Annotated in this window: 21 protein-coding genes; 9 read left to right on the top strand and 12 right to left on the bottom strand. The window is 64.8% G+C overall.

Annotated features, from left to right (window positions below):
• Positions 1 to 2: 2 nt before the first annotated feature.
• Genes YY7_RS0136130 through YY7_RS0136120 form a run of 3 tightly spaced genes read right to left on the bottom strand, consistent with a single transcriptional unit; the run spans position 3 to position 1,484 of the window.
• Positions 3 to 368 (bottom strand): 6-pyruvoyl trahydropterin synthase family protein, encoded by a 366-nt coding sequence (locus YY7_RS0136130; RefSeq protein ID WP_028167457.1) that lies wholly within the window; start codon positions 366 to 368, stop codon positions 3 to 5.
• A 16-nt stretch (positions 369 to 384) separates the two neighbouring features.
• Positions 385 to 1,017: a 7-carboxy-7-deazaguanine synthase gene (gene queE / locus YY7_RS0136125; protein WP_028167456.1), complete on the bottom strand. Its 633-nt coding sequence runs from the start codon at positions 1,015 to 1,017 to the stop codon at positions 385 to 387.
• Positions 1,014 to 1,484, bottom strand: a complete 471-nt coding sequence (locus YY7_RS0136120) for a tRNA (cytidine(34)-2'-O)-methyltransferase (RefSeq protein ID WP_028167455.1) — start codon at positions 1,482 to 1,484, stop codon at positions 1,014 to 1,016. The genes queE and YY7_RS0136120 overlap by 4 nt, the downstream gene beginning before the upstream one ends.
• A 276-nt stretch (positions 1,485 to 1,760) precedes the next feature.
• Here YY7_RS0136120 and petA point away from each other — a divergent pair, with 276 nt between their 5' ends.
• The 4 genes from petA to YY7_RS0136100 all read left to right on the top strand — a co-directional run bounded on the left by petA (position 1,761) and on the right by YY7_RS0136100 (position 6,214).
• On the top strand, positions 1,761 to 2,291 hold the full coding sequence (gene petA, locus YY7_RS0136115; protein ID WP_028167454.1) for a ubiquinol-cytochrome c reductase iron-sulfur subunit: 531 nt from the start codon (positions 1,761 to 1,763) through the stop codon (positions 2,289 to 2,291).
• A gap of 61 nt (positions 2,292 to 2,352) precedes the next feature.
• Positions 2,353 to 4,425, top strand: coding sequence for a cytochrome c1 (locus YY7_RS0136110; RefSeq protein WP_028167453.1), 2,073 nt, complete (start codon positions 2,353 to 2,355; stop codon positions 4,423 to 4,425).
• A 125-nt stretch (positions 4,426 to 4,550) separates the two neighbouring features.
• Complete coding sequence (locus tag YY7_RS0136105) at positions 4,551 to 5,225, top strand: dienelactone hydrolase family protein (RefSeq protein ID WP_028167452.1); 675 nt, start codon at positions 4,551 to 4,553, stop codon at positions 5,223 to 5,225.
• 89 nt (positions 5,226 to 5,314) lie between these two features.
• On the top strand, positions 5,315 to 6,214 hold the full coding sequence (locus tag YY7_RS0136100; protein WP_028167451.1) for an NAD-dependent epimerase/dehydratase family protein: 900 nt from the start codon (positions 5,315 to 5,317) through the stop codon (positions 6,212 to 6,214).
• Positions 6,215 to 6,235: 21 nt separating this feature from the next.
• Here YY7_RS0136100 and YY7_RS0136095 read toward each other — a convergent pair whose 3' ends face one another.
• Entirely contained in the window at positions 6,236 to 7,240 is a 1,005-nt protein-coding gene (locus YY7_RS0136095; protein WP_028167450.1) for a VOC family protein, read from the bottom strand.
• A 326-nt stretch (positions 7,241 to 7,566) separates the two neighbouring features.
• Here YY7_RS0136095 and YY7_RS0136090 point away from each other — a divergent pair, with 326 nt between their 5' ends.
• On the top strand, positions 7,567 to 9,732 hold the full coding sequence (locus YY7_RS0136090) for an anthranilate synthase component I (RefSeq protein ID WP_028167449.1): 2,166 nt from the start codon (positions 7,567 to 7,569) through the stop codon (positions 9,730 to 9,732).
• A gap of 117 nt (positions 9,733 to 9,849) precedes the next feature.
• Positions 9,850 to 10,389, top strand: coding sequence for an adenine phosphoribosyltransferase (locus tag YY7_RS0136085; RefSeq protein WP_028167448.1), 540 nt, complete (start codon positions 9,850 to 9,852; stop codon positions 10,387 to 10,389).
• A 135-nt stretch (positions 10,390 to 10,524) separates the two neighbouring features.
• Here YY7_RS0136085 and YY7_RS0136080 read toward each other — a convergent pair whose 3' ends face one another.
• From YY7_RS0136080 to YY7_RS0136040, 8 genes are all read right to left on the bottom strand, one after another.
• Positions 10,525 to 11,193, bottom strand: a complete 669-nt coding sequence (locus YY7_RS0136080; protein WP_028167447.1) for a hypothetical protein — start codon at positions 11,191 to 11,193, stop codon at positions 10,525 to 10,527.
• A gap of 60 nt (positions 11,194 to 11,253) precedes the next feature.
• On the bottom strand, positions 11,254 to 12,003 hold the full coding sequence (locus YY7_RS0136075; RefSeq protein WP_028167446.1) for a hypothetical protein: 750 nt from the start codon (positions 12,001 to 12,003) through the stop codon (positions 11,254 to 11,256).
• A 167-nt stretch (positions 12,004 to 12,170) separates the two neighbouring features.
• On the bottom strand, positions 12,171 to 13,394 hold the full coding sequence (locus tag YY7_RS0136070) for a M48 family metallopeptidase (RefSeq protein ID WP_028167445.1): 1,224 nt from the start codon (positions 13,392 to 13,394) through the stop codon (positions 12,171 to 12,173).
• A 149-nt stretch (positions 13,395 to 13,543) separates the two neighbouring features.
• Positions 13,544 to 14,104 carry a LemA family protein gene (locus tag YY7_RS0136060; protein WP_028167444.1) on the bottom strand — a complete coding sequence of 187 codons (561 nt, stop codon included), beginning with the start codon at positions 14,102 to 14,104 and terminating at the stop codon, positions 13,544 to 13,546.
• A 110-nt stretch (positions 14,105 to 14,214) separates the two neighbouring features.
• A complete protein-coding gene (locus tag YY7_RS0136055; protein WP_028167443.1) occupies positions 14,215 to 15,183 on the bottom strand; it encodes a small ribosomal subunit Rsm22 family protein in 969 nt (322 codons plus the stop codon).
• Positions 15,184 to 15,310: 127 nt separating this feature from the next.
• Positions 15,311 to 18,772, bottom strand: coding sequence for a chromosome segregation protein SMC (gene smc, locus YY7_RS0136050; RefSeq protein WP_028167442.1), 3,462 nt, complete (start codon positions 18,770 to 18,772; stop codon positions 15,311 to 15,313).
• 202 nt (positions 18,773 to 18,974) lie between these two features.
• Entirely contained in the window at positions 18,975 to 19,631 is a 657-nt protein-coding gene (locus YY7_RS0136045) for a DsbA family protein (protein WP_028167441.1), read from the bottom strand.
• Positions 19,632 to 19,750: 119 nt separating this feature from the next.
• On the bottom strand, positions 19,751 to 20,230 hold the full coding sequence (locus YY7_RS0136040) for a DUF721 domain-containing protein (RefSeq protein ID WP_028167440.1): 480 nt from the start codon (positions 20,228 to 20,230) through the stop codon (positions 19,751 to 19,753).
• 129 nt (positions 20,231 to 20,359) lie between these two features.
• Between YY7_RS0136040 and mutY the strand changes: the two genes are divergently transcribed.
• From mutY to YY7_RS0136020, 3 genes are all read left to right on the top strand, one after another.
• Entirely contained in the window at positions 20,360 to 21,460 is a 1,101-nt protein-coding gene (gene mutY, locus YY7_RS0136030) for an A/G-specific adenine glycosylase (RefSeq protein ID WP_028167439.1), read from the top strand.
• Positions 21,461 to 21,521: 61 nt separating this feature from the next.
• Positions 21,522 to 21,941, top strand: coding sequence for a PaaI family thioesterase (locus YY7_RS0136025; protein ID WP_028167438.1), 420 nt, complete (start codon positions 21,522 to 21,524; stop codon positions 21,939 to 21,941).
• A gap of 77 nt (positions 21,942 to 22,018) precedes the next feature.
• Positions 22,019 to 22,636: a glutathione S-transferase family protein gene (locus YY7_RS0136020; RefSeq protein ID WP_028167437.1), complete on the top strand. Its 618-nt coding sequence runs from the start codon at positions 22,019 to 22,021 to the stop codon at positions 22,634 to 22,636.
• The last annotated feature ends 362 nt before the right edge of the window (positions 22,637 to 22,998 follow it).

Here is a 22,998-nt window from a genome sequence, read left to right as displayed (position 1 = left end):
GCTCAAGCTTCCGGTCCGAAATAGGTGCAGCTCTCGTTGCAACTGTCGCGGTGCACGCTGACGCGGGTGACCTTGCCCGCATGCTGCACCCGTTCGAAGATGAATCGCGACAGGTTTTCAAGGGTGGGCAGTCCAAGCGCCTCGATCTTGTTGAGGAACTTGTGGTCGAGCGTCTTCTGCACCTCGGCGATGCGGCGTTCGAGGAGGCCGAGGTCAAGCACCATGCCGGTCGCTGGGTCCGGTGTCCCGCGCACCGTCACTTCCGCACGAAACGAATGGCCATGGATCTCCTGGCTGCTCGCGCCAAGGGTCGTTCCGGTGAGCGCGTGCGCCGCCTCGAAGCGGAACGATTTCGTCAATTCCCACATCCTGAAAGTCCAACTCCTATCTGATGCCCAGCGTCTTGTGCGTCTGCACGCTCAGCCGCCATTGCGGGTGTTGCAAGCAATACTCGACCGCGCGCGCGGTGTTTTGAATCGCATCAGGCCCATCCATCGGCTGCAGCGAGAAGCGCTCGAAATCCAGATCGACGAAGCGCTCCGGCGCGGCATCCTGCTGCGGATAGACCAGCTTCAACTCATTCCCCTTCCGCACCACGAGTTCCGCGCCGGCCTTCGGGCTGACGCAGACCCAGTCCAGCCCGTCCGGCGGTGTGATCGTGCCATTGGTCTCGACGCCGAGGGCAAAGCCGCGCGCATGCAGCGCATCGATCAACTCGGCGTCGACCTGCAGCAGCGGCTCGCCACCGGTCAGCACGACATAGCGGCCGACGTTATCGCCCGTCCATTGCGCGGCGATGATGTCGGCAAGTGCTGCGGCACTCGCATAGCGGCCGCCGAGCGTGCCGTCGGTGCCGACAAAATCGGTGTCGCAGAATTGGCAGGTTGCGCTGGCGCGGTCCTGCTCGCGGCCGCTCCAGAGGTTGCAGCCGGCAAAGCGGCAGAACACCGACGCACGGCCGGCATGCGCGCCTTCGCCCTGCAGGGTCAGAAAAATCTCCTTGACCGCGTAGCTCACGGAATCTCCTTCAAGGGCAGGCTGCGGGTCTGCCGCAAGGCCTCGCCGATCGCCATCGCCGCTGACATCGCGACATTGAGCGAGCGCATGGGCGGCTTGATCGGGATCACCAGCCGTGCATCGGCCCCTGCCGCCACCGCGTCGGTGACCCCAGCGGATTCGCGCCCGAAGATGAGTATATCGGAAGCGGCATAGCGAAAATCGAGGTAGGAACCGGCGACCTTGGTCGTGAACAGGATCAGCCGATAGCCAGCCTCGCGGCGCCATTCCTCGAATTTCGTCCAGGAATCATGGCGCATCAAACGGACGTGGTCGAGATAGTCCATTCCCGCCCGGCGGAAATGCCGGTCGGAGGTCGGGAAGCCTGCCGGCTCGATGATATGGGCCGCCACATCCAGGCAGGCGCACAGCCGCAGGATGGTGCCGGTGTTCTGTGGGATATCGGGCTGGAAGAGCGCGATCTGCATGGCCGTGGCGCTGGGTTAGGTACCGACGAAATGTCTCAAGAAAACAACGTTCGTCGCTCATTTAGTGCATTGCACGCCTGCGAGCCGATAGCGGGCTTGCGCTCGTCCGGCAAGGGTGCCAATAGAACGATTCTGGACTGCTATTCCGCCAGTAGGGAGGAGGGATAGTGGTTTTCTGCCGCCGCGGGGGGCCGCGGGCGCCGGCAGACCTCCCGGTTGCAATGGGCGCCACCGGGGCGGTTCCACCGGCTGCAGACAAGGAAAGGGCTTGGAATCGTGACGACAGCGTCTTCGGCGGACCATCCGACACGCCGTGATTTCCTTTATGTTGCAACGGGTGCTGCTGCTGCGGTGGGTGTAGCGGCGACGGTTTGGCCGCTCATCGACCAGATGAATCCGGACGCGGCGACCATCGCCGCCGGTGCGCCGATCGAGGTCGATCTGACGCCGATCGCCGAGGGGCAGGACATCAAGGTGTTCTGGCGCGGCAAGCCGATCTATATCAGCCACCGCACCAAGAAGCAGATCGACGAGGCGCGCAGCGTTCCGCTCTCGAGCCTGCCCGACCCGCAGACCGATGAGGCCCGCGTCAAGTCCGGCCATGACCAATGGCTGGTCGTGATCGGCATCTGCACCCATCTCGGCTGTATCCCGATCGCCCATGAGGGCAATTACGACGGATTTTTCTGCCCCTGCCATGGCTCGCAATACGACACCTCCGGTCGTATCCGCCAGGGGCCTGCGCCCGCCAATCTGGCGGTGCCGCCGTATCAGTTCGTTTCCGACACCAAAATCCAGATCGGCTAAGTCTCGGCCCAGCCCGAGGCTTCGACCGATCGCGTCGTCTTTACTTCTCAGGATCGCATCAATGAGCGGACCATCCGATTTTCAGCCGACCAATCCCGCCTTGAGGTGGATCGAGCGGCGACTGCCGATCTTCGGCCTCGTGCACTCCTCCTTCGTGGCCTATCCTACGCCGCGCAACCTGAACTACTGGTGGACCTTCGGCGCCATTCTCTCGATGATGCTGGCGGTGCAGATCCTGACCGGCGTGATCCTGGCGATGCACTATACGCCGCACGCCGATCTCGCCTTCCGCTCGGTCGAGCTGATCGTGCGTGACGTCAACTACGGCTGGCTGCTCCGCAACATGCACGCCTGCGGCGCGTCGATGTTCTTCTTCGCCGTCTACATCCACATGTTCCGCGGCCTTTACTACGGGTCGTACAAGGAGCCGCGCGAGGTGCTGTGGATCCTCGGCGTCATCATCTATCTCTTGATGATGGCGACCGGCTTCATGGGTTACGTGCTGCCGTGGGGCCAGATGAGCTTCTGGGGCGCGACCGTCATCACCAACCTGTTCTCCGCCGTACCCTATTTCGGCGAGAGCATCGTGACGCTGTTGTGGGGCGGCTACGCCGTCGGCAACCCGACGCTGAACCGCTTCTTCTCGCTGCACTATCTGTTGCCCTTCGTGATCGCCGGCGTCGTCGTGCTGCACGTCTGGGCGCTGCATGTGGCGGGCCAGAACAATCCGGCCGGCGTCGAGGCCAAGACTGAGAAGGACACGGTCGCCTTCACGCCCTACGCGACGATCAAGGACCTGTTCGGCGTCTCCTGCTTCCTGATCTTCTATTCCTGGTTCATCTTCTACATGCCGAACTATCTCGGCGATGCCGAGAACTACGTTCCGGCGAATCCCGGCGTGACGCCGGCGCATATCGTGCCGGAATGGTATTACCTGCCGTTCTACGCCATCCTGCGTTCGATCCCGAACAAGCTTGCGGGCGTGATCGCGATGTTCTCGGCGATCATCATCCTTTGCTTCCTGCCCTGGCTCGACAGCGCCAAGACCAGGTCGTCGAAGTACCGTCCGCTGGCCAAGCAGTTCTTCTGGATGTTCGTCGTCGTCTGCGTCCTGCTCGGCTATCTCGGCGCGCAGCCGCCGGAGGGCATCTATGTGATCGCCGGCCGCATCCTGACGGTCTGCTACTTCGCGTACTTCCTGATCGTGCTGCCGCTGCTCTCGCGGATCGAGACGCCGAGGCCGGTACCGAACTCGATCGCCGACGACGTGCTGGCAAAGACGGGCAGCAAGGCCGCGCCGATGGTCTCGACCGTGATCGCAATCATGGTTGCGGGCGGGCTCTTGGTCGGCGGTGCGCAAAGCGCCAAGGCCGAGGGGGGCGAGGTCGCACCGCCGGCGCAGAAATGGTCGTTCTCAGGCCCTTTTGGCACGTTTGACCGCGGCGCGGTGCAACGCGGGTTGCAGGTGTACAAGGAGGTCTGCGCGACCTGCCACAGCCTGTCCTTCGTCGCGTTCCGCAACCTCGCCGATCCCGGCGGACCCGGCTATTCGACGGCCCAGGCCGCCGCGTTTGCCTCCGAGTACAAGATCAAGGACGGCCCGAACGACCAGGGCGAGATGTTCGAGCGCCCGGGCCGGCCGGCCGACTACTTCCCGTCGCCGTTCCCGAACGAGCAGGCGGCCCGTGCGGCCAACGGTGGTGCGGCTCCGCCGGACCTGTCGCTGATCACCAAGGCCCGTTCCTACAAGCGCGGCTTCCCCTGGTTCATCATCGACTTCTTCACCCAGTATCAGGAGCAGGGCCCGGATTACGTCTCCGCAATCCTTCAGGGTTTTGAGGAGAAACCGCCGGCCGGCGTGACCATCCCCGAGGGCTCCTACTACAACACGTATTTCCCGGGCCACGCCATCAAGATGCCGAAACCGCTGAGCGACGGTCAGGTCGCCTACACCGACGGTTCGCCGACTACGGTCGCGCAATATGCCCATGACGTCACGACCTTCCTGATGTGGACCGCGGAGCCACATATGGAAGCGCGCAAGCGGCTCGGGCTTCAGGTGTTCGTGTTCCTGATCCTGTTCTCGATTCTGATGTACTTCACCAAGAAGAAGGTCTGGGCCAACGCCCACTGATCGCGCTTTCGGCAACGTGATTTGAAAAAGCCCCCGCGGGGGCTTTTTTGCTGTCGCGATTGCGTCACGCGCGGTGAGCCGCCACAATGGCCGCCAATCTCCCCCTAAACATTCCGGAGGAATTCATGGGCACCACCATCACTTTCAAACGTCCGGACGGCAAGGACGCCCACGGTTACCTCGCCAACGCGGCGCGCGGCGATGCACCGGGCGTGGTCGTGATCCAGGAATGGTGGGGCCTGCAGGACCAGATCAAGGGCATGTGCGACCGCTTTGCGCGGGCCGGCTTCGACGCGCTGGCGCCTGATCTCTATAAGGGTACGGTGGTGCCGTATCACGACACCGATGCCGCGGGTCGCGAGATGAACTCGCTCGACTTCATGGACGCCACCACGCAGACCGTGCGCGGCGCCGCGCAATACCTGGCGCGGAACGGCGCCAAGGTCGGCCTCACCGGCTTCTGCCTCGGCGGCGCGGTGACCATCATCGGCGCCACCAAGATTCCGGAACTGACTGCCGGTGTCGTGTTCTACGGCATCCCGCCGGAGCAGGCGGCAAAGCCGGCCGACGTGAAGATCCCGCTGCAGGCGCATTTCGCCAACAAGGACGATTGGTGCACGCCGCAACTGGTCGGTGACTTCGAGAAGGCCATGAAGGCCGCCGGCAAGTCGCTTGAGCTATTCCGCTATGACGCCGAGCATGCCTTCGTCAACGAGCAGCGCATGTCGGTGCATGACCGCCAGGCCGCCGAGCTTGCATGGAGCAGGGCGACGGAGTTCTTCAAGAAACATCTGGGGTGATCTTGCCCGTCCGCTTGTCGGAAAACAGGGCGGAGCGATGAGGCGGCGAGGCCCTCACCGACCGCGAACTTGTCGCTGGAGAGGCCGGGATGAAAGTCTTTTGCACGGGCGCATCGGGCTATATCGGCGGATCGGTTGCGGCTCATCTTGTCGCCGCCGGACATCATGTGACCGGACTGGTTCGCTCCCTGGAAAAAGCCGATGCGGTTCGCATCCACGGCATCCAGCCGCTGTTCGGAACGCTGGATGACGAGGAATGTCTGGTGCAAGCGGCGCAAGCCGCTGACATCGTTATCAATGCGGCCAGTGCCGATCACAAAGGTGCCGTCGTTGCCCTGACCGGCGCTCTGGCTGGAACGGGCAAGCTGTTTATACACACCTCGGGATCGAGCATTGTCGGCACGCGTGCCAAGGGCCACCGATCCGACGAGATCTTCGACGAAGATGCGCCGATCACCGCGTCGCCAGCCCGCGCAGCACGGGTTGCGCTCAACGAATACATTCTCTCTCACCGCGAGAAGGGAAGCCATCCGGTCATCATCTGTCCGAGCCTGATCTACAGTCTCGGTCATGGCGCCGAACCGCACAGCATGCAGGTCCCCCTGCTCATCTCCCTTGCCAGAAAGCGTGGTTGTGCGGCCCATGCCGGGCCCGGCGAGAACGTGTGGTCGAACGTCCACATCGACGATCTGGTGACGCTCTACTCGCTCGCCATCGAGAAGGCCCCGGCCGGGGCTTTCTATTTCGCGGAGAACGGCGAGAACTCGATGCGCGAAATCTGCGAGGCCATCAATACCATGCTGGGGTTTGATCGGCCGCCGTCGGCGATGTCGATGGAAGAGGCTGCCTCCGAATGGGGGGAGGGCGTCGCCGAGGACACTATGGGCTCGAACAGTCGGGTGCGAGGCGTGCGTGCGCGGCGGCAGCTCGACTGGGAGCCGAAGGCCCGCGATCTGCTCGAAGAGATCGAACAGCGGTGTTATCGATAACCGGAATCCGAGAGACGATTGTCAGACCGTTCCTTTGCGGATCCCGTCCCACCACGGGCAGGTGGCCGACATCAGCTTGTAATTGCCCTGCATCACCTGCACCGGCGCGCGGCGGCCTTGGGCGGCGGCGTGCATCCGCATCTCGCGGGCGCGCTCGCGGTCCCTAGCCGGCAGCCAGACGCGCTCATGACCCCACAGGCTCGGACCGTCCTGCATCTCGTAAGGCTGCCACGTCGCCGGATCGATCTCGCGGCCGCCCCAGCCGCATTCGATCATGAAGGATGACGGCGTCCTCGCGTAGAACGAGGTCATGAAGTCGTTGGTGTGGCGGCCGAGCGAGGTGCCGATGCGATCGGGCTGGCTCAGCGCCACGTCGTAAGCTTGCCCAACATCGTCGAGCGAGAACATCTCGACCATCAGATGATGCATGCCACTCTTCCCGGTCTCGATCAGCGCCAGACTATGATGGCGCGGGTTGACGTGGAAGAAATAGGCGCGAAACGGCTTCAGAATGTAGTCGGAAAGCCCGAAGCCGAGCACGTCGACATAGAACGCCAGCATCCGATCGATGCGCTCGACCGTCAGAACGGCGTGCCCGAGCCCGAGCGGGCCGGTGCGGAAGCCCGAGATCGCGCGGCCCGGCTTGAACGGCGTGCCATCGATCTCCGCGCCATGAAACGCTTCCAGCCGGTTGCCTTCGGGATCGTGGAAGGAGATCAGGCTGTGCACATGCCTGGCATCGGCGAGCGCTTGCGGCTCGGCGGTCACCGCGACGCCAGCTTGCTCGAGCCGGGCGGCGAGCTCATCCAGTGCCGCCGCATCCGCCACCTCCCAGCCGAAGAAGCGCGATCCTTCCGGAGCGGCGCGATCGATCACGATGCGTTGTTTGCGATCGTCCATCCGGAAGGCGAGCAGGGAGTTGCCGCGCTCGACCGCCTGCAGGCCGACGAGCGTGGTGCCGAATTCCCGCCAGTCGTCGAGCTCGGCCGCGCCGAACCCGGCATATCCGAGACCCAATAGCCCCATATGCGCCTCCCTTGTTGTCCATCGGGGCGGGTTGGCCCGCCACTTCTTGGGATCAAACTTACGCGAATTCGCGGGCCTTCAAACCCCAAAGATGGATTTTTGGGCAGGCCGCCGGCCGTGCCCATCCCTTGACATCGTTCCCGCCGGGTGGTGTTTAGCGGGTTATGAGCACCGTTGCCCGCCCATCCTGTCTTTGGTGGCCCACCTCCTCATAGGTGGCCGGTGCGATTTCATTTAAAACATCGTCGAAGGTCGCCATCGCAGTGCGACGGTCCCTTCGGTTGTCCTGTGTGGCGCTCCCTCGTTAAGTCTCGTAAGAGGAACACATGAACAGGACAGTCTTCTCCCTGCCGGCGAAAAGCGAGTACCGCACCAGTGGCGGGCTTGCGGTCACCCGTGTGGTCGAACAGTTCACCGGCAATGCCGGCCGGCTCGATGACCTCATTGATCTGCTCGACCGCCGCCGCGGCGTCGTGCTGTCCTCGGGCACAACCGTGCCCGGGCGCTACGAGAGTTTCGATCTCGGCTTCTCCGACCCGCCGCTGGCACTGGAGACGTCAGGCACGAACTTCTCGCTAGCAGCGCTGAACAAGCGTGGCGAGGTGCTGATCGCCTTCCTCGGCGACGTCCTGCGAGAGCCCTGCATCGTCATCACCGAAAAGAGCGCGGCGCGCCTCGCCGGCCATATCATCCGCGGCGAAGCCCCAATCGAAGAAGACCAGCGCACCCGGCGCGCCAGCGTGATGTCGCTGGTGCGCGACCTCGTGGCGGCCTTCTCGTCCAATGCGGATCCGCTGCTCGGTCTGTTCGGCGCCTTCGCCTACGATCTCGTGTTCCAGATCGAGGACCTCGTGCAGAAACGGCCGCGCGAGGCCGACCAGCGCGACATCGTGCTGTACGTGCCCGATCGGCTGCTCGCCTATGACCGCGCCACCGGCCGCGGCGTGGTGCTGACTTACGATTTCGCCTGGAACGGCAAGTCGACCGAGGGCCTGCCGCGCGAGACCGCCGAGAGCCGTTACGTCAAGACGGATCGGCAAGGTTTTGCGGATCACGCGCCCGGCGAGTATCAGGCGACGGTGGAGGTCGCGCGCGCGGCGTTCGCCCGCGGCGATCTGTTCGAGGCGGTGCCCGGCCAGCTCTTCGCCGAGCCCTGCGAGCGTTCCCCGGCGGAAGTGTTTCAGCGGCTGTGCCGCATCAACCCGTCGCCCTATGGCGCGCTGATGAATCTGGGCGAGGGCGAATTCCTGGTGTCGGCTTCGCCGGAAATGTTCGTCCGCTCCGACGGCCGGCGCGTGGAGACCTGTCCGATCTCGGGCACAATCGCCCGCGGCAGCGACGCGATCGGCGATGCCGAGCAGATCCGCCAGCTCCTGAACTCGGAGAAAGACGAGTTCGAGCTCAACATGTGCACCGATGTCGACCGCAACGACAAGGCGCGCATATGCGTGCCCGGCACGATCAAGGTGCTGGCGCGCCGCCAGATCGAGACCTACTCAAAACTGTTCCATACGGTCGATCACGTCGAGGGCATGCTGCGTCCGGGTTTCGATGCGCTCGATGCCTTCCTCACCCATGCCTGGGCGGTGACCGTGACCGGCGCGCCGAAATTGTGGGCGATGCAGTTCGTGGAAGACCACGAGCGCTCGCCGCGGCGCTGGTATGCCGGCGCGATCGGCTGCGTGAATTTCGACGGCAGCATCAATACCGGGCTCACCATCCGCACCATCCGCATGAAGGATGGGCTGGCGGAGGTTCGCGTCGGCGCCACCTGTCTGTTCGACTCCGATCCGGCGGCTGAAGACCGCGAATGCCAGGTGAAGGCCGCAGCCCTGTTTCAGGCGTTGCGTGGCGATCCGCCGAAGCGGCTCTCCAGCATTGCCCCCGATGCCACCGGGTCCGGCAAGAAGGTGCTTCTGATCGATCACGACGACAGCTTCGTGCATATGCTGGCGGATTATTTCCGCCAGGTCGGCGCCGCCGTCACCGTGGTCCGGCACATCCATGCCCAGGAGATGCTGAAGCAGAAGAGCTGGGACCTGCTGGTGCTCTCGCCCGGTCCGGGGCGGCCGGAGGATTTCGGGATCGGAAAGACCATCGGCACCGCGATCGAGAAGAAGCTGCCGATCTTCGGCGTGTGCCTGGGCGTGCAGGCGATCGGCGAATATTTCGGCGGCGAGCTTGGCCAGCTCGGCCAGCCCGCCCATGGCCGTCCCTCGCGCATCCAGGTCCGGGGCGGCCGGTTAATGCAAAATTTGCCGAACGAGATCGTGATTGGCCGCTACCATTCGCTTTATGTCGAGCGCCAGAGCGTGCCTGATGTATTGTCGGTGACGGCGACCACGGAGGACGGCATCGCGATGGCGATCGAGCACAAGACCTTGCCGGTCGGCGGCGTGCAGTTCCACCCGGAATCGCTGATGTCGCTCGGCGGCGAGGTGGGCCTGCGCATTGTGGAAAACGCGTTCCGGCTGGATGCGGAGGCGAATTGAGGGGACCGGTCATTGCGAGCGAAGCGAAGCAATCCATATCTCCACCTGCGGAGACATGGATTGCTTCGTCGCTATCGCTCCTCGCAATGACGGTGGAGACACGAAAGCGAGACAGCCATGACATTTGACCTCGACCTGAAGGCCGCCGTTCGTACCATTCCGGACTATCCGAAGCCCGGCATCCTGTTCCGCGATATCACCACGCTGCTTGCGGACGCCCGCGCGTTCCGACGGGCGGTGGATGAATTGGTGCATCCATGGGCTGGCTCGAAGATCGACAAGGTCGCCGGCATCGAGGCCCGCGGCTTCATCCTCGGCGGCGCGGTGGCGCACCAGGTCTCCGCCGGCTTCGTGCCGATCCGCAAGAAGGGCAAGCTGCCGCACACCACGGTGCGGATCGCCTATTCGCTGGAGTACGGCCTGGACGAAATGGAGATGCATGCCGATGCCGTGCATCCCGGCGAGCGCGTGATCCTGGTCGATGATCTCATCGCCACCGGCGGCACCGCGGAGGGCGCGGTCAAGCTCCTGCGCCAGATCGGTGCCAACGTCGTCGCCGCCTGCTTCATCGTCGACCTGCCCGAACTCGGCGGCGCCGCCAAGCTGCGCGCGATGGATGTCCCGGTGCGGACGCTGATGGCTTTCGAAGGGCATTGACGCTGCCCTCGCGTAGAGGCCGTAGGGTGGGCAAAGCGAAGCGTGCCCACCCTCGCGAGCGCGGTGCTGGATGGTGGGCACGGCGCCAGTGCGCCTTTGCCCACCCTACGGCACTGTAGCCCTACGGCTACGAAGCTATGACCGCTGCAGCATCACGCTCAATTCGAGATCGCGGAAGATCGTGTAATTGCGCCGGATCCACTGATGCAACTCGGTGGACGAGTCCTTCTCGTGCCGGAGATAGCCGGTGAAGGAGAAGTTCAGCCGGTCGATATAGGTCTTGAGGAACACCGGCAGCGCGCTGAAGCGGAGCACCCGGCCTTGGCCCATGGCCGCGGGCAGTTCGCCGCGCACCACGAATTCGTTGTCAATAGTCATCAGCGCCCGCGGCGGGATCTGCTGGCGCAGCATCTCGTAGCTGCGTGCGGAGGTACGGTCGGTATCGGCGACGAACAGGATGACCGGCGCGACGTGGCGGCGCAGCGCTTCCTTCATGAAGCCGATTTCGTCGATCATCTTGAAGAATTCGTCGAAGGCGTGGTAGCCGAGGTCGATCACCTTCGCGACCCCGTCATTGACGATCAGCCGGTCCATCAACTGCATCTTGCCATAGGTGTCGATGACATCTGCGGTCTCGGTGGTCCTGGGCAGGTAGTCGAGCAGCGACGGCTCCTTCAGGTTGATGTCGAAGGAAACCACGTCGCCGTTCTTCAGCAGCAGAAATTCGCTCAAGAGCCGCGCGACCAGGGTCTTGCCGACCTGGGGGCGGGGCGAGCAAATGATGTAGACGGGCGTAGCTGACATCGCCTGCTATATCAGGCGATTTTCCTGCCTAATCCAGCCCCGCCTCCCCCGGAGGCGCGACTATTTTTCGCCGCCGGGCGTCACCGACTTGGCACCGACCAGATCGGTCAGCTTGATGCGGTCGAACTCGCTCCAGACATTGGCGAGCCAGTGCCGGACATAGCCGCGGAGCACGAACGAATAGTTCGCGGCTTCGTCGTGCGGGCCTTTGTTGGCGACGAATTTGAGGAACGGGACGGAAGCGACCTCGACCTGCTCATAGGCCATCTCGTTCAGCTTCGGGATGGTCAGGTCGGTGGCATCCTTGATGCGGTGGAAATAGGAATTGTAGGTCGACTGGTCCCACTGGAAGAACTGGGTGTCGTTGATGAAGTTCTTCACCAGGAAGTATTTCGCGCCGCTCATGAAATTGGCGGTTTCGGCGATCTCGTCCAGCGAAGCGATCGAGGGGCCGAGGATATGGAACACCGCAAAGGTAATCTGGCCGGACCGGGCGGCATCCAAAAAGCCGATGTCGCGCAGCGAAGCGAGCGCGGGTGACAAAAGGCCGGCGCGGACGTCGATCACGGTGACCATGGGGCCGGAATTCAGGGTGTCGAAGATCTTCATCTGATCCGCGGTCGTCGTCATATCGACGATCTCGGTGATCTCAGGATGGAAGCGCTTCAGCGTTCCCCGCGGGGATTCGGTATCGAAGGCCCGAGTCCCGACGTTGTTCGCGTTGAAATAATCCAGAAGCGTCCGAGATACGGTCGTCTTGCCGACCCCGCCCTTGTCCGCGCCCACCACAATCACGACTGGCTTTGCCATGGAAATCCCTTAAGACACGCCCCCGACCGCGAGGGCGCGATCGGCAAGTCCCCATTCCTGCTTTGGGCGCGAACATGGCAGAAACAAGGGAGAATTCAATTCCTTGAATGCCAAGTGACGCGTTTGGTGGGGATTTTCTTAATGAGTTGAAGGGCGTTAGGCCACAATCAAAAATGTCGGCCCCAAGGCCCCTGAAGCGGACCCTGACCAGGCTGTTGCTGCGACGGGCCGGCCGGCTCGGCTGCGTCGTCCCAGGGGCCGCGCGAAGGGCCGCGCGGAGCGGGAGGCGGAAGTTCGCCTTGTGCCGACGGTTCCTGGGCACCTTCTTCGGGACTAGCTGCGGGATCGTCCGGCAGGGCGATCGGCCCGGGATCATGGCCGCCGGCGAACTTCACCAATGCGTCCACCCGCGATTGTACCGACGGATGGGTCGCAAACAGGTCGGCGAAGCCCTCCCGCGGATTGTCCACGCATAGTTCCATCACCGCCGAAGTCGCAGCCGGCAATTCGCCGCGATTTTCGATCTTGCGCAGGGCCGAGATCATCGCATCGGGGTTCTTGGTCAGTTCCACCGACCCGGCATCCGCCAGATACTCGCGCGATCGCGACAGCGCCAGCTTGACGACCTGCGACAACAGCCACGCCGCCACGATCAGGACGATGGCGATGATGATCACGATGATCGCGCCGCCGCCCGAGCCCTTGCGATCGGACGAAGATGAGGAGGAGGAGGATGATGACGACGACGATGAAGAGGAGGACGACCAGCCGCCGCTGGAATTCCAGGACAGGTTGGTGAACATCCGGAAGAACAGTTCGCCGAAGAAGCCGAGCGCGCCGGCGATGATGACCGCGATCACCATCAACTGCACGTCGCCGTTGCGGATGTGGGTGAGTTCGTGGCCGAGCACGGCCTCGATCTCCTGGTCGTTCAACGCCTGCAACAGGCCCGTGGTGACCGTGACGGAATATTGGCGCCGGTTGAGCCCGCTCGCGAAGGCGTTCAGCGCGGGGCTGTTCATGATCTTCAGCTTCGGCATCGGGATGCCACGCGAGATGCAGAGATTTTCCAGGAGATTATAGAGCCGCGGCTCTTGCTGCCGCGTCACGCTCTGGCCGCCGGTGACGGCGTCGATCATGTTCTGGTGGAAGAAATACGCGATCACGATCCACAGCGCCGCGCCGATCGTGGCATAAGGGGAAGCCGAGATCAGGTCGTGCAGCGCCCGCGTCAGGTAATCGTCGACTGAGCGGCCGCCATCGATCATGACCTCCGCGACCAGCGCGCCGGCATAGACCAGCACGTAGATCAGGACGAACAGCCCGGCAAGCAGAAGCATCGAACGAAACTTGTTCGACGCGATATGGGTGTAGAGACCGTAGGCGGCCATGCTGGACGTCCGCTAACCACTGTCATTCCGGGGCGCGCGAAGCGCGAGCCCGGAATCCATCGTGCCGCGGGCGATGCGGTGAAATGGATTCCGGGCCTGCGCCTTGCGGCGCATCCCGGAATGACCGAGAAGATGCAGCGCCATCTCGCTCAGAACTTCACGCTCGGCGCGGTCTCGACTTCGGCGCGGCTGGCGCCGAGGTCGAAGAAATCCTTGCGGGTGAAGCCGAACATCCCGGCGAACAAAGCGGCCGGCATCTGCTGGATGCCGGTGTTGTATTCCTGGACCGCGTTGTTGAAGAAGCGGCGGCTGGCCGCGATCTTGTTCTCGAGGTCGGAGAGCTCGCTTGCGAGCTGCTGGAAATTGGCGTTGGCCTTCAGGTCCGGATAGGCTTCCGACAGCGCGATCAGGCGGCCGAGGGCGCCGCTTAGCTGGTTCTCGGCGGCGGAGACCTGCGCCGGTCCCTGCGCTGAGATCGCGGAGTTGCGCGCCTTGATCACATCATCCAGCGTGCCGCGCTCGTGCGACGCATAGCCCTTCACGGTCTCGACCAGGTTCGGCACCAGGTCGTGGCGCTGCTTGAGCTGGACGTCGATGTCGGCAAACGCCTGGTTGACGCGCTGGCTCAGCGCCACCAAACGGTTGTAGGCGGCAAACGCAAACAGCACGAGGACGACGATGACGCCGAGAACGATCCAGCCGGTCGACATGAAAAAACTCCTGATGGGATCAACCCGCGAAACCTAGACGAAAATCGGCGCGCGCGTCGACCTGCCCCCAGCGGCAGGCATGTGTTGGTCGGATCGGGCAGGGAATTAGTTCAAGCGTTCGGCACGGCATCGCCCCATCGCCAGCGCCGGGCGTGGGCATAGTCGGCCTTGGCGCGGCGGGGGATCTTTGCAAACGAGAGGCCGGTCGGTGTGCAGAGCTTTGCAGTCACTTCCGCTTTGCCGACGACGGGCTGCGCCAGTACGCGGGACGGGCGGTTCGCGCTGGGTGTCCGTGTCAGCACGACATAGGCAAACCGCTCGTCCTCGAACGGCACCTCCGCGCCCTTCACCTGCATGTGCGCGCGCGAGCGGGAGAGCCGCTGGCTGAAATGGCACCAGTCTGGCGCCTGAAGCGGGCATTGTTCGTCGTGCGGGCAGGGCGCTGCGACATGTGCGCCGGCCGCGATCAGTTCCGCCCGCAGCGCGATGATCCGCGCATAGCCCGCGGGCGTGCCGGGTTCGACGATCACAAGCGCCTCGCCCGCCTTTTCCCACATCAGGCGTGCGAGCGCGGCTCGCTCGGTCTCATCGATCTCGCCGACCATGTAGCTCGCGACGACAATATCCGCCCGTTCGGCGTCGGCGAGCAGCTTCCGCGCCGGCCCCAACTCATAGCGCGCGCCGCGCAGCCGCGTGCCGGCGAGCTCAAGCGCCAGTGCGCGCAAGCTGGCGTTGGCATCGAGCAGGGCGAAGCGTTGCAGCGACGAGAAGGCTTGCGCCGCCGCCCAGCTCGCCGTAGCCGGCCCGGCGCCGATATCGAGCAGCGACGTCGGCGCGAAATCCGGCCTGATTTCGACGAGCGCATTCAGGCTGGCGGCGACGGCCGCGTAGGTCGCGGGCATCCGCGCCAGCGCATAGGCGAGCGCATCGGTCTCTGATTTGATCGTGCCCGAGCCGCCGCCGTCGCGGTAGGTCCGCGAGATCGCGGCGGCGCGACTTGCTGCCTCATTGCGCGAAACCCCCTGCAGCCTCGCGTCGAGTGCCGCTTTCAGTTCGGCGGGAAGGTCGGGCGAGATCATCTCTTCTTGTCATGCCCCGCGCAGGCGGGGCATCCAGTACGCCTGAGGCAGATGTGAGATTCACGAACGGCACCGCCTACTGGATCATCCGCCTTCGCGGATGATGACGTCAATGGGGCGGGCGAGATCACGCCACGTGCTGATCCAGGATGCCGACTGCGCCTTCGAGGTCGACCGAGACCAGTTGCGACACGCCGCGCTCGGCCATGGTGACGCCGAACAGCCGGTTCATGCGCGCCATGGTGATCGGGTTGTGCGTGATGACGATGAAGCGCGTCTCGGTCGAGGCCGTCATCTCGTGCAACAGGTTGCAGCAGCGCTCCACGTTGTGGTCGTCGAGCGGCGCGTCGACCTCGTCCAGGACGCAGATCGGCGAAGGGTTGGTCAGGAACACCGCGAAGATCAGCGCCAGCGCGGTCAGCGCCTGCTCGCCGCCCGAGAGCAGCGACAGCGACTGCGGCTTCTTGCCAGGGGGCTTTGCGATGATCTCGAGACCGGCCTCGAGCGGATCGTCGCTCTCGATCAGGTGCAGCGCGGCCTCGCCGCCGCCGAACAGCTCGACGAACAAGCGCTTGAAGTGGCTGTTGACGGTCTCGAACGAGGTGAGAAGCCGCTCGCGTGCTTCGCGGTTGAGGCTCTGGATGCCCTGGCGCAGGCGCTTGATCGCTTCGACCAAGTCGTCGCGCTCGGTGGTGAGCCCGGTGTGCTGGGTCTCCACCTCGCGCAGCTCTTCCTCGGCGCGCAGATTGACGGCGCCGAGGCGTTCGCGATCGCGGCGCATCTTTTCGAGCTCTTCCTCGATCTGGCCGACCGGCGGCAGTTCGGCGCCCGGCTCGATCTCGGCGAGGCCGGCCAACGCCTGCGGCTCAACCTCGAGCATGTCATGGACTTCGCGCTCGATATCGGCGAGCCGACGCCGAGTTCCTTCCATCCGCTCCTCGGCGCGGGCGGTCGCCTCGCGGGCGCTCGACAGCGCTTCCAGCGAGGCCTTGGCGGTGCGGTCGGTCTCCGCCATCGCGGTCTCGGCAGCGGCGAGCGCGTCGGCGGCGCCGCGGCGATCGTTCTCGGCGTACTCGATCTCGCTGATCAGCGCGCTGCGCTTCTCCGCAAACACCTCTGGCGCATTGACGAGTTCCTCGCGCTCTGCGGTCAGCTCGGTGATGCGGGCCTCGATCGTTCCGATCTGCGAGGCGCCGCTTGCTTTGCGGTTCTGCCACTCATTGCGCTCGGCGAGGATCGCCTGCACGCGGCGGTCGGCGAGCTCGGCTTCACGAGCCAGCGCCTGCGCTTCAGCGCGCACCTGGGCGGCCACGCGGCGCCGGTTCTCGATCTCGCTGCGGACCGCGCCGAGTTGGCTTTCAGCCTCGATGCTCGGCGGCAATTCGGCGAGCGCCGCATCGGCGTTCTCGTGCGCGGCCTCGGCTTCGGCACGGTCGGCGGCGAGGCGGTTGTGCGCTTCCGTCAGCGCGGATTTGCGCGCGGCGTGGCGGTTGATCTCGCGCTCGGCTGCGGCATGGCGCTCGCGCGCGGCATCGCCCTCGCGACGCGCGGCACGCACCGCCTCGCGCGCGGCGGTCTCGGCGGCGGAGGCGGCGCGCAATTCGGCTTCCGCATTCTCCAGCGCCTGTCGCTTGGTGATCACCTCGTTGCGCGCCTGCTCGAGTTCATGCTCGATGTCGACCAGGCGGGCACGCTCGGCGAGGCGCCGCGCCGCGCCGGTCGGCGCGTGAGCGGCGGTGACAAAACCGTCCCAGCGCCAGACGTCGCCCTCGAGCGACACCAGCCGCTGGCCGGTCTTCAATTGCGACACCAGCTCCGCGCCGCGCTCCTTTGCCACGACGCCGATCTGGGCGAGGCGGCGCGCCAGTTCCGGCGGTGCCTGCACATGATTGGCAAGGCAATCGACGCCTTCGGGCAGCGCCGGGTCCTCGCTAGCGGGGACGTTGGTCCAGCGCATCGGTGCCGAGGGATCGACGGGAGCATCGAGATCGTCGCCGAGCGCGGCGCCGATCGCCTTCTCATAACCCTTGGCGACCGTGATGCCGTCGATGATCGGCGGCCACAGATTCTTGGTCTCGCCATTGAGGATCTTGGAGATGGTGCGCGCCTCGGTCTCGAGCCGCTGCACGCGCTTCTCTGCTTCGGTCAGCGGGCTGCGCGAAGCTTCGAGCGTCTGCCGCGCGACCACGTGACCGGTTTCGCTCGCCTGCACGGTGGCTTCGGCCTCGGCCAGCGTCTGCTGCGCGGTCTCGACCGCGGCGGCGAGCACGTCGATGTCGCCCAGCGAACCGGTCTCCTGCGCGAGGCGCTCCTCCTCGGCCTGGACGCTCGCGATCTCATGGTCGAGTCGGGCGAGCCGGTCGCGATGGGTGCGCACGCCGGCTTCGAGCTGGTTGCGCTTGGCGGTGAGGTCGGCAAGCTCCGTGGTCAGCTCGGCGAACCGGCGCTCGGTTTCGGCAAGCATGGCTTCCGCTTCCGCGACGCGCTCGTCGACGCCGGAGCGCTGCTCGACCCGAGACTTGATCTCTTCCTTCAGCTCGGCGTCCTCGGTGTCGAGCCGCTGCAGCGCGACGTCGGCGTCTGCCGTCTGTTGTTGCTCGCGCGCGATGTCGGCAACGAACTGCGCCAGGCGCCGGTCGAGTTCGGAAACGCGTTCCTTGGCACGCTCCTCCTCGCGATCGAGCATCTCGCGCGCATTGTTGAGCCGCTGCAGGCCTGCGGCGGCGCGGGCTTCCGCCTCGCGCAGCGCCGGCAGTTCGGCCGCGCGGATTGCCTGGATGCGCGCGGATTCCGCCTGCTCGCGGGTGCGCTCGGCCGCCTCGCGAACGGCGAGATCATGCGTCTGCGCGGCATCGTTGACGTCAGCGTGAGCCTCGATCCAGCGCAGGTGGAACAGCATCGCCTCGGACTTGCGGACCTTCGCGGCGACCTCGCGGTAGCGGATCGCCTGCCGCGCCTGCTTCTTCAGCCCGTCCATCTGGCCGGTGAGCTGGCCGATCACGTCCTCGACGCGGGTGAGGTTGGTCTCGGCTGCCTTCAACCGCAGTTCCGCTTCATGGCGGCGGGCATGCAGGCCGGCGACGCCGGCGGCATCTTCGAGGATGCGGCGGCGCTGTTCCGGCTTGGCCTGGATGATCTCGCCGACCTTGCCTTGGTGCACCAGTGCCGGCGACCGCGCGCCAGTCGCGGCATCGGCGAACAGGAGCTGCACGTCGCGCGCGCGCACGTCACGTCCGTTGATGCGATAGGCGGAACCCGCATCGCGCTCGATGCGGCGGGAGATTTCCAGGAGCTGGCTGTCATTGACCGCGGCCGGCGCCGTGCGATCGGAATTGTCGATCGTCATCACGACTTCGGCGTGGTTGCGCGCCGGGCGATTGCCGGAACCGGCGAAGATCACCGCGTCCATGTCGGCGGCGCGCAGTGACTTGTGCGAGGTTTCGCCCATCGCCCACCGCAGCGCTTCCACCAGGTTGGACTTGCCGCAGCCGTTCGGTCCGACCACGCCGGTCAGGCCCGGCTCGATCATGAAGTCGGTGGGTTCAACGAACGATTTGAAACCGTGGAGGCGTAGGCGCGTGAGCTTCATGAACACAAATCTCTGTTGGCCGGGCGCGAATCTCCCAGCCGTGACAGTACCATGAAAGGCAATGTCGGTAATGCAGGCGGACCGCTCGCTGCGGCTGTGGCCGCGACAATGGCGAGGCCGGAGCGCACCGGCAACCGCCGCCTCGGGCTTTTCCCAAGGCTTTTGCTTGGTTTATCTGATGTTGCGAATAGCTGTGGACGAATCAGCTTTTCAACAATGAATTGATGCGCTTGCTGAATTCATCGAACGAGGTCTCGCCCTTCAGCATCTCGCCGTTGATGAAGAAGGTCGGCGTCGAATTCACCTTCAGCACGTCGTTGGCGTATTTCTGGTCAGCGGCGATCTTGTCGAGCAGCGCCTGGTCCTTCAGGCAATCCTCGACCTGCTGCTGGCTGAGGCCCGCCTGCTTGCCGATTCGCGTCAGCGTCTCCGTGGTGTTCTTCATCACCCAGTCGTTCTGCTGGCGGAACAACAGGTCGATGACTGCGAAATATTTCGGCGCGTCATCCTTGGCGATGCAGCGCGCCAGCATCGAACCGGCGGCGGCCTTGATGTCGAGCGGGAATTCGCGGAACACGTAGCGGATCTTGCCGGTGTCGATGTATTCCGACTTGATCTTCGGGAATACCGTGTCGTTGAAGTTCGCGCAGTGCGGGCAGGTCATCGAGGCGTATTCGGTGATTGTCACCGGGGCGTTCTGCGGGCCGAGCGCCATGTCCGGCAGCGATTGCGGCTTGGCGACATCGGCGGCGGTCTGCGCCATCGCCTCCGAAATCAGGCGCAGCGGCGAGAGACCGATCAGGGCGGCAAGACCAGTCAGTGACAAAGCGGCGGTGAAGGCGCGGCGCGTGATGATCAAGGTCGGCTCCCGGATTGGCGCATGCACGCCTAAAAGAGGTCTAAAAAAGCGAGCTTTCGCTAGCTTGAAATGGTGATTGTGGCAATGCTGCGCTCCAAGGCCCGCCACGCAAAAAAGTCTCAATTTCGCTTGATCGAGGCCCCCAATCGCGCCAGTGCGGCACGCAGTGCCTCGTCCTCTACGGCGGACAGGGTCTTTTCGACCGCCGCCACCGCCTTGGGGTCCGGCGGCCGCGGCCGCACCGGGCGCTCCCGCCGGGACAGAGGCGCCTGCCGCAGCGCCAGCCGGCCGACCGCGTGCCAGCCGAAGAAGCGGTTGACCCGCTCCAGGATGCGGTCGGAGGAATGCTGGATCTCCAGCGCCATCGGCCCCTCGACCCGGAGCACCAATGTTGCCGGCTCCTGCGGCTGCCCCTCCACCGGCCGCGGCCATTGCATCTTCATCGGCTCCGAATACCGCGCGATCTCGGTCCCCGCGATCTCCGCCCACCGCGTCACCAGCTCGCGCGCGGCGAATCCCTGCTTGGCATAGGCGTCGGAGAACACGTCGTTGAGCAGGATAGAGAGCGGCTTTGCGCTGATCGGGCCGGGTTTTGACATGGGTCCTTATAGCACTTCGGGATTGGCCCCAGGAACCACCCCGATTCCGGTGCGAAGAAAGGCGTGGATGATCGAGACAAGCCCGGGCATGACGTGGAGAGATTCGGGCGCCAACATTAAAGTCATCGCATGAGGTCTCGCGCAGCCACTACGACAAAATCACGACAACCGCCTGACGCGGTCGCCGCACGTCCCGCCCTGCTGCTGGCCTGGTATGACCGGCATCGCCGCCGGCTGCCGTGGCGCGCGCCTGCCGGTGAGCGGGCCGATCCGTACCGGGTGTGGCTGTCGGAGATCATGTTGCAGCAGACGACGGTCAAGGCGGTCGGGCCGTACTTCGAGAAATTCGTCTCGCGCTGGCCGGATGTCGGTTCGCTGGCGCGCGCCTCGCTGGACGATGTGCTGCGGATGTGGGCCGGGCTCGGTTACTATTCCCGGGCGCGCAACCTGCACGCCTGCGCGGTGGCGGTGCTGCGCGATCATGGCGGCATCTTTCCCGATGATGAGGAGGGGCTTCGCACGCTGCCGGGGATCGGGCCGTACACGGCCGCCGCAATTGCCGCGATCGCCTTCGACCGCCGCACCATGCCGGTCGACGGCAATATCGAGCGCCTGGTATCGCGGCTGTTCGCGGTCGAGGAGGCGTTGCCGCAGGCCAAGCCGCTGATCCAGCAATTGGCGAGCACCCTGCTCGGTCCTTCTCGCGCCGGCGACAGTGCGCAAGCGCTGATGGATCTGGGCTCCTCGATCTGCACGCCGAAGAAGCCGGCCTGTGCGCTGTGCCCGCTCAACGACGATTGCGCAGCGCGCGCCCGCGGCGATCAGGAGAGCTTTCCGCGCAAGGCGCCGAAGAAGACCGGCGCGCTGCGCTCGGGCGCGGCCTTTGTCGTGATCCGCGGCGATGAGCTCCTGGTCCGCACCCGCCCCGAGAAGGGTCTGCTCGGCGGCATGACGGAAGTGCCGACCTCCGACTGGCTGGCCGGGCAGGACGATGCGGCTGCACTCGAGCAGGCGCCATCTCTGAAGGGCGTGACGCGCTGGCACCGCAAGGCCGGCGTCGTCACCCACGTCTTCACGCATTTTCCACTCGAGCTTGCGGTCTATACCGCAACCGTTACGCCGCGCACGCGGGCGCCAGAGGGGATGCGCTGGGTGCCGGTCGCCACCCTCGCGGACGAAGCGTTCCCGAACGTGATGCGCAAGGTGGTCGCGCATGGGCTCGGCACGTGAGGTTGCTGACAGCATGCTGGCAGTAGCCTTGCGTTAGCTGGGAGCACCAACGGAGGCTCCCATGATCGCGACCGCGCTTGACCGACTTGCCACGCCGCCCTGCTCGAAGCTGCTTGGCTGGCACCTGTTCGATGCGCGCCCGGACGAAGGCTGGATCCGGATCGGCTTCGAGGGCAAGCCGGAGTTCTGCAACCCGGCCGGCTTTATCCAGGGTGGCATGTTGTCGGCGATGCTCGACGACACGATGGGCCCGGCGGTGTTCGTCATGACCGACGGCAAGCTCTACACCGCAACCATCACGATGACGGTGAATTTCCTGGCGCCGGCGAAGCCGGGACCGATCATCGGCGAGGCCAGGGTCACCCAGCTCGGCAAGACCGTCGCCTTCGTGGAGGGCAGGCTGTTGGCGGAAGACGGCGTCGTGCTCGCGACGGCATCGACCAGCGCGCGCCTCGTGGAGGCGGCAAAGGCCGTTCGCTGAGCCAGCCAGTCGGCGCGGGGATGGACGGGGCAAGAGCGCGCCGTTAACTTCGCATCCCTCTGAATGAGGGATGAAACATGCTCAAGCTCTATTACACCCCCGGCACCTGCGCGCTCGCCTCGCACATCGCGCTCGAAGAGGCCGGCGCGCCCTATACGATCGAACGGATCGACTTCAAGACCAACCAGCAGAACAGCCCGGACTATCTCAAGGTCAATCCGAAGGGACGGGTGCCGGCGCTGGTCACCGATCATGGCGTCCTCACCGAGACGCCCGCGCTGCTTGCCTTCATCGCGCAGAGCTTTCCGCAGGCGAAGCTGGCGCCGCTCGAGGACGCCTTTGCGTTCGCGCAAGTGCAGGCGTTCAACAGCTATCTCTGCTCGACGCTGCATGTCGCGCATGCCCACAAGATGCGCGGTTATCGCTGGGCTGCGGACGAATCCTCCTTTGCCGACATGAAACGCATGATCCCGAAAACGGTCGGTGCCAGTTTCGCGCTGGTCGAACGCGACATGCTGAAAGGCCCGTGGGTGATGGGCGAAGCCTTCACGATCTGCGACATCTATCTCTTCACGATGGCGCAGTGGCTGGAGGGCGACGGCGTCGATCTGGCGGCATTGCCGAAAGTGGTCGATCACCGGAGCCGCATGGCCGCGCGGCCCGCGGTGAAGAAGGTGCTGGACGCGGAGGCGTGAGCGGTTTGTGGTGCTTTCGCAATGACGCGGTGGCTTTCTGATTCAAATGTCAAACAGCTTTCCGCTGTCATCGTCCGGCTTGACCGGACGATCCAGTATTCCAGAGACGGCGGTGCTTGAGCCGAGAGGCTGCCGGATACTGGATGCCCGCCTTCGCGGGCATGACGGTGGAGTGTGAGGAGACGATGTGAGTTCGCGTTCTCGCGGCGCTTTACGCCCGAGCTTTGCATCTCGTTTCACCCTCCTCGATGGCAGAGGGCGCAGGGAAAGCCGGGTGCTGGTTGCACCCGTGGGTCCCGTGCAACAAAAAGCACGGGGGTAGGACCACAGGTTCAACCGAAGCATTCCGGCTTTCCCTGCGC

Origin of the sequence: Bradyrhizobium elkanii WSM2783 (assembly GCF_000472865.1) — a bacterium.
GTDB lineage: Bacteria > Pseudomonadota > Alphaproteobacteria > Rhizobiales > Xanthobacteraceae > Bradyrhizobium > Bradyrhizobium elkanii_A.
The sequence above is the reverse complement of the archived record's forward strand: the minus strand, read 5'-3'. Positions and strand labels throughout refer to the sequence as shown.

Excerpts from the sequence above, each read along its gene's own strand:
- YY7_RS0136060 (WP_028167444.1), bottom strand. The coding sequence starts at position 14,104 with ATGTCGACCGGCTGGATCGTTCTCGGCGTCATCGTCGTCCTCGTGCTG.
- smc (WP_028167442.1), bottom strand. The coding sequence starts at position 18,772 with ATGAAGCTCACGCGCCTACGCCTCCACGGTTTCAAATCGTTCGTTGAA.
- YY7_RS0136130 (WP_028167457.1), bottom strand. The coding sequence starts at position 368 with ATGTGGGAATTGACGAAATCGTTCCGCTTCGAGGCGGCGCACGCGCTC.
- YY7_RS0136040 (WP_028167440.1), bottom strand. The coding sequence starts at position 20,230 with ATGTCAAAACCCGGCCCGATCAGCGCAAAGCCGCTCTCTATCCTGCTC.
- YY7_RS0136110 (WP_028167453.1), top strand. The coding sequence starts at position 2,353 with ATGAGCGGACCATCCGATTTTCAGCCGACCAATCCCGCCTTGAGGTGG.
- YY7_RS0136080 (WP_028167447.1), bottom strand. The coding sequence starts at position 11,193 with ATGTCAGCTACGCCCGTCTACATCATTTGCTCGCCCCGCCCCCAGGTC.
- YY7_RS0136090 (WP_028167449.1), top strand. The coding sequence starts at position 7,567 with ATGAACAGGACAGTCTTCTCCCTGCCGGCGAAAAGCGAGTACCGCACC.
- YY7_RS0136055 (WP_028167443.1), bottom strand. The coding sequence starts at position 15,183 with ATGATCTCGCCCGACCTTCCCGCCGAACTGAAAGCGGCACTCGACGCG.
- YY7_RS0136095 (WP_028167450.1), bottom strand. The coding sequence starts at position 7,240 with ATGGGGCTATTGGGTCTCGGATATGCCGGGTTCGGCGCGGCCGAGCTC.
- YY7_RS0136120 (WP_028167455.1), bottom strand. The coding sequence starts at position 1,484 with ATGCAGATCGCGCTCTTCCAGCCCGATATCCCACAGAACACCGGCACC.
- YY7_RS0136100 (WP_028167451.1), top strand. The coding sequence starts at position 5,315 with ATGAAAGTCTTTTGCACGGGCGCATCGGGCTATATCGGCGGATCGGTT.
- YY7_RS0136070 (WP_028167445.1), bottom strand. The coding sequence starts at position 13,394 with ATGGCCGCCTACGGTCTCTACACCCATATCGCGTCGAACAAGTTTCGT.
- YY7_RS0136075 (WP_028167446.1), bottom strand. The coding sequence starts at position 12,003 with ATGGCAAAGCCAGTCGTGATTGTGGTGGGCGCGGACAAGGGCGGGGTC.
- YY7_RS0136025 (WP_028167438.1), top strand. The coding sequence starts at position 21,522 with ATGATCGCGACCGCGCTTGACCGACTTGCCACGCCGCCCTGCTCGAAG.
- mutY (WP_028167439.1), top strand. The coding sequence starts at position 20,360 with ATGAGGTCTCGCGCAGCCACTACGACAAAATCACGACAACCGCCTGAC.
- YY7_RS0136085 (WP_028167448.1), top strand. The coding sequence starts at position 9,850 with ATGACATTTGACCTCGACCTGAAGGCCGCCGTTCGTACCATTCCGGAC.
- YY7_RS0136020 (WP_028167437.1), top strand. The coding sequence starts at position 22,019 with ATGCTCAAGCTCTATTACACCCCCGGCACCTGCGCGCTCGCCTCGCAC.
- YY7_RS0136105 (WP_028167452.1), top strand. The coding sequence starts at position 4,551 with ATGGGCACCACCATCACTTTCAAACGTCCGGACGGCAAGGACGCCCAC.